Consider the following 4,486-nt stretch of genomic DNA (forward strand, 5'->3'; position numbering starts at 1 on the left):
TTCCCGCACCCTCCGGCTGGATCAGGCCGGGGCCGCGGTGCTGGCCCCGGACAGCCTCGATTCCGCCCTCGCCGCCGGCCACGCGACCCTCCCGGCGCCTTCGGCGATCCTCAGCGACTACCGGCTGCCCGGCGGCCCCGACGGCCTGGGCGGCATCCACACGCCTCGCGGCGTGCTGGGTCGGGACATCCCGGCCATCCTGCTGACCGGGGAGTTGTCCGCCGACCTCGTGCGCGCCGCCAAGGACGCGGGCTGTCTCGTGCTGACCAAACCCGCAGCACCCAACCGCATCCTGTCCACCCTGGCGGAGCTGACCGCGGGCGCCGATGCCGCGGCGTGATGCCCTGCCCGGCCGCCGCCGCTTCCCTTGGTGCGCGGCGCCCGCTTGCGCTACAGTCGCGCCATGACCGAAGAAGACCAGCCCCACATCCTGGTCGTCGATGACGACACCCGCCTGCGCGAGCTGCTGCGCAAGTATCTCGCCGGCAACGGCTTCCTGGTGGCCACCGCGAAGGACGCGGCGGAGGCGCGGGCCAAGCTGGCCGGGCTCGCCTTCGACCTGCTGGTGCTCGACATCATGATGCCGGGGGAGACCGGGCTGGAGCTGACCGAATCGCTGCGGCGGGAGCGCGACCTGCCCATCCTGCTGCTGACCGCGCGGGGCGAGCCGGACGATCGCATCGCCGGGCTGGAGGCCGGGGCCGACGATTACCTCGCCAAGCCCTTCAACCCGCGCGAGCTGCTGCTGCGCATCAACTCGATCCTGCGCCGTCAGGCCAGCCGCCCGGCCGACCCGGTGCCGCCGCAGCCGGTGAAGCTCGGCCCGATGATCTACCTGCCCGACCGCGACGAGCTGCGGGCGGGCGAGGAGGTGGTCCGGCTGACCACCGCGGAGGCGGGGCTGCTGCGCGTGCTCGCCGCCTCTCCCGGCACCATCTTCTCGCGTGAGGAGTTGACGGAGCGCAGCAAGGTCGCCGGCAACGCCCGCACCATCGACGTGCAGGTGACCCGCCTGCGCCGCAAGATCGAACCGGACCCGCGGGAGCCGCGCTACCTCCACACGGTGCGCGGCGAGGGCTATGTGTTGAGGCCGGACCCCTGACGGGGCCGCCGGAGCGCCCAGAGGACCCAGAGGCCCCAGAGCACCAGGACCAGGACCATGACCACCGACACCGCCGCCGCACCGATGCCGATGCCGCGCCGTGAGCAAACGGGGCTGCTGAAGCGGTTCCTGCCGCGGACGCTGTTCGGCCGCTCGCTGCTGATCATCGTGACGCCGGTCATCCTGGCCCAGGCGGTGGCCACCTGGATCTTCTACGACCGGCACTGGGACACCATGACGAACCGGCTGGCCTTCGCCGTGGCCGGCGACATCGCCATGGTCATCGGCATGCTGGAGCACGACCCGACCCCGGAGGGGCGCAACTGGACGCTGGCCGCCACCGCCCGCAGCACCGACCTGATCGTGACGCTGGAGCCCGGCAGCACCCTGCCCGACCACCCGCCGAAGCTGCGCGGCATGCTGGAGAACACGCTCAGCAAGGCGCTGCACGAACGGGTGCGGCGGCCCTTCGCCATCAACACCCGCATCACCCGCGAATGGTACGAGATCCGCGTGCAGATGCCCGACGGCGTGCTGTCGGTGATGTCGCCGGAACGCCGCCTGTTCAGCCCGACCAGCTACATCTTCATCCTGTGGATGGTCGGCTCGGCGCTGGTGCTGTTCACCGTCGCCATCATCTTCATGCGCAACCAGATCCGCCCCATCAAGCGGCTGGCCGCCGCCGCGGACGCGCTGGGCAAGGGCCGCGACGTGCGCAACTTCAAGCCGGAGGGCGCGACCGAGGTGCGGCAGGCCGCCGTCGCCTTCCTGCGCATGCGCGAGCGCATCCACCGCCAGATCACCCAGCGGACGGAAATGCTGGCCGGCGTCAGCCACGACCTGCGCACGCCGCTGACCCGCATGAAGCTGGCGCTGGACATGCTGGGCGACGGGCCGGAGGTCGAGGAGTTGCTGACCGACGTCTCCGAGATGGAGATGATGATCGAGGGCTATCTGGCCTTCGCCCGCGGCGAGGGGACGGAGGCCGTCCAGCCGACCGACCTGACCCGCATCCTCAACGAGGTGGTCTCCGGCGTCCGACGCGAGGGGGCGGAAGTTGCGCTGGTCGCACCGGACGGGCTGACCCTGCCGCTGCGCCCCAACGCGACGCGGCGCTGCCTCGCTAACCTGCTGTCCAACGCGCGGCGCCACGGCGACCGCATCTGGGTGCGGGCGGAACGGGAGGACGGCTTCATCGACATCCTGGTGGACGACGACGGGCCGGGCATCCCGCAGGCGTCCCGCGACGACGTGTTCAAGCCCTTCTTCCGGCTGGACAGCTCCCGCAACCAGGCGACCGGCGGCGCCGGGCTGGGGCTGACCATCGCCCGCGACGTCGCCCGCAGCCACGGCGGCGACATCACGCTCAGCGACAGCCCCTATGGTGGCCTGCGCGTGCTGATCCGGCTGCCGGTGTGAGCCCCCAGGAGCCCAGCCATGCCCGTCAGCCCCGACGAGTACCGCCTCATGGACGTCCAGCAGGGCGGTTGCTGTTTCTACTGTGGGGAGCCGGTGGGGGCCAAGGCGACCTTCGACCATCTGATCCCGCTGGCTTACGGCGGACTGGACGCGGCCCCGAACGTCGTTCTGGCGCACCGCCGCTGCAACCAGCGCAAGGCCGACCGCCTGCCGACGGCGGACGAAATCGACCGCTTCGTCACCCAGCGCCGCCGCAGCCGCCTGGGCGTCTGGCCGCCTCTGTTGGCCCTGCGCGACGCCGCTCCCGGCGACGAGTGGATGAGCGTCGCCCGCGCCATCGCCGGGCTGTGAGCGATTGCCCTCCTGAGCCCTCTTGACGCCGGCCCCGCCTTCTGGCCCGATCACCGGAACGATAAACAAGGTTAATTCGGGAGCGTTCGATGGCGGATCGGTACGACGTCGTGATCGTCGGCGGTGGTGTGATGGGCTGCGCGGTCGCCTATTTCCTGGCGAACGACCCCGGCTTCGGCGGCACCGTGGCGGTGGTGGAGCGGGACCCGACCTACCAGCGCGCCTCCTCCGCCCTGTCGGCCAGCTCGATCCGGCAGCAGTTCTCGACCCCGGCGAACATCGCCCTGTCGCAGTTCGGCCTGTCCTTCATCCGCAACGCGACGCAGCATCTGTCCGTGGACGGCGACCTGGTGGACCTCGGCCTGCGCGAGCCGGGCTACCTCTATCTGGCGACCGGGGCCGGGGCGGACATCCTGCGCCGGAACAACGCCATTCAGCGCTCCTGCGGCGCCGACGTGGCGCTGCTGTCGCCGGAGGACCTGGCCGTCCGCTTCCCCTGGCTGTCGGTGGATGGGGTCGCGCTCGGCTCGCTCGGCCTGTCCGGGGAGGGCTGGTTCGACGGCTACAGCCTGATGCAGGCCTTCCGCCGCAAGGCCAAGGCTCTGGGCGTCGCCATGATCGCCGGAGAGGTTGCGGGCATCGACACCGCCGACGGCAAGGTCACCGCGGTGCGTCTGGCCGACGGGCAGCGGCTGTCCTGCGGGGTGGCGGTCAACGCCGCCGGACCGCGGGCCCGCCGCGTCGCCACCATGGCCGGGGTCGACCTGCCGGTGGCGGCGCGCAAGCGCTGCGTCTTCGTGTTTGACTGCCGCGAGGAGCTTCCCGGCTGCCCTCTGGTCATCGACCCGTCCGGCGTGTGGTTCCGGCCCGAGGGCAAGCAGTTCATCTGCGGCGCCCCGCCGCCGGCCGACCGCGATCCGGACACCGACGACCTGACGGTCGAGCACGACCTGTTCGAGGAGATGATGTGGCCGGCGCTGGCCGAGCGCGTGCCCGCCTTCGAGGCGATCAAGGTCACCAACGCCTGGGCCGGCTTCTACGAATACAACGAGATCGACCAGAACGCCGTCATCGGGCCGCATCCGGAGCTTCGCAATTTCCTGTTCTGCAACGGCTTCAGCGGCCATGGTCTGCAACAGGCGCCGGGTGCCGGGCGCGGGCTGGCGGAGCTGATCGCGACCGGCACCTACCGCAGCCTGAACCTGTCGGCCTTCGCCTACGAGCGTCTGGTGGAGAACCGCCCCCTGCTCGAGACCAATGTGATCTGAGGCGTCCTCCGAGGGAACGGGCGCGAGCCTGGCCGGTTGATGGGGTGACCTTTCCGAACGGAGCATGAGGCCCCGCCATGAAGCAGCCCCACACCGAAGAAACCGTCAAGCACACTGACGACCAGCAGAACACCGGCAACCACAAGAAGCCGGACGCCCCCGACGCCAAGGGCGCCGACCGATTCGGCGGCACCCGCAAGGGCGCGGAGAACGTGGAGCCGACCAAGGACTGAGTCCGGCCCGAAGGGCTTGCACCGGCGGGGGGGCGCGGGCGACATACCCCGGAGCGGGTACGCCCCCCGTGCTGTTCCATACATGAGACTCGCGACACTCGCCACGCTGCATG

General features: G+C 71.0%; 5 protein-coding genes and 1 pseudogene. All 6 read left to right on the forward strand.

The window, feature by feature from the left end; genetic code table 11:
- Positions 1–340: pseudogene (locus tag GBZ26_RS27330) on the forward strand (ATP-binding protein); the annotation flags it as partial.
- A gap of 63 nt (positions 341–403) precedes the next feature.
- A complete protein-coding gene (locus tag GBZ26_RS27335) occupies positions 404–1,102 on the forward strand; it encodes a response regulator (RefSeq protein WP_035676932.1) in 699 nt (232 codons plus the stop codon).
- A gap of 57 nt (positions 1,103–1,159) precedes the next feature.
- A complete protein-coding gene (locus tag GBZ26_RS27340; protein ID WP_174441508.1) occupies positions 1,160–2,521 on the forward strand; it encodes an ATP-binding protein in 1,362 nt (453 codons plus the stop codon).
- Positions 2,522–2,539: 18 nt separating this feature from the next.
- Complete coding sequence (locus tag GBZ26_RS27345; protein WP_174441509.1) at positions 2,540–2,872, forward strand: HNH endonuclease; 333 nt, start codon at positions 2,540–2,542, stop codon at positions 2,870–2,872.
- Between the two features lie 89 nt (positions 2,873–2,961).
- Positions 2,962–4,140 carry an NAD(P)/FAD-dependent oxidoreductase gene (locus tag GBZ26_RS27350; protein ID WP_174441510.1) on the forward strand — a complete coding sequence of 393 codons (1,179 nt, stop codon included), beginning with the start codon at positions 2,962–2,964 and terminating at the stop codon, positions 4,138–4,140.
- Positions 4,141–4,217: 77 nt separating this feature from the next.
- Entirely contained in the window at positions 4,218–4,373 is a 156-nt protein-coding gene (locus GBZ26_RS27355) for a hypothetical protein (RefSeq protein WP_014197509.1), read from the forward strand.
- The last annotated feature ends 113 nt before the right edge of the window (positions 4,374–4,486 follow it).

This window comes from Azospirillum formosense, assembly GCF_013340925.1.
GTDB classification, from domain to species: domain Bacteria; phylum Pseudomonadota; class Alphaproteobacteria; order Azospirillales; family Azospirillaceae; genus Azospirillum; species Azospirillum formosense.

What these genes read in the sequence shown, in the direction of transcription:
- GBZ26_RS27335 (WP_035676932.1), top strand. Translation starts at nt 404, where the DNA reads ATGACCGAAGAAGACCAGCCCCACATCCTGGTCGTCGATGACGACACC.
- GBZ26_RS27340 (WP_174441508.1), top strand. Translation starts at nt 1,160, where the DNA reads ATGACCACCGACACCGCCGCCGCACCGATGCCGATGCCGCGCCGTGAG.
- GBZ26_RS27345 (WP_174441509.1), top strand. Translation starts at nt 2,540, where the DNA reads ATGCCCGTCAGCCCCGACGAGTACCGCCTCATGGACGTCCAGCAGGGC.
- GBZ26_RS27350 (WP_174441510.1), top strand. Translation starts at nt 2,962, where the DNA reads ATGGCGGATCGGTACGACGTCGTGATCGTCGGCGGTGGTGTGATGGGC.
- GBZ26_RS27355 (WP_014197509.1), top strand. Translation starts at nt 4,218, where the DNA reads ATGAAGCAGCCCCACACCGAAGAAACCGTCAAGCACACTGACGACCAG.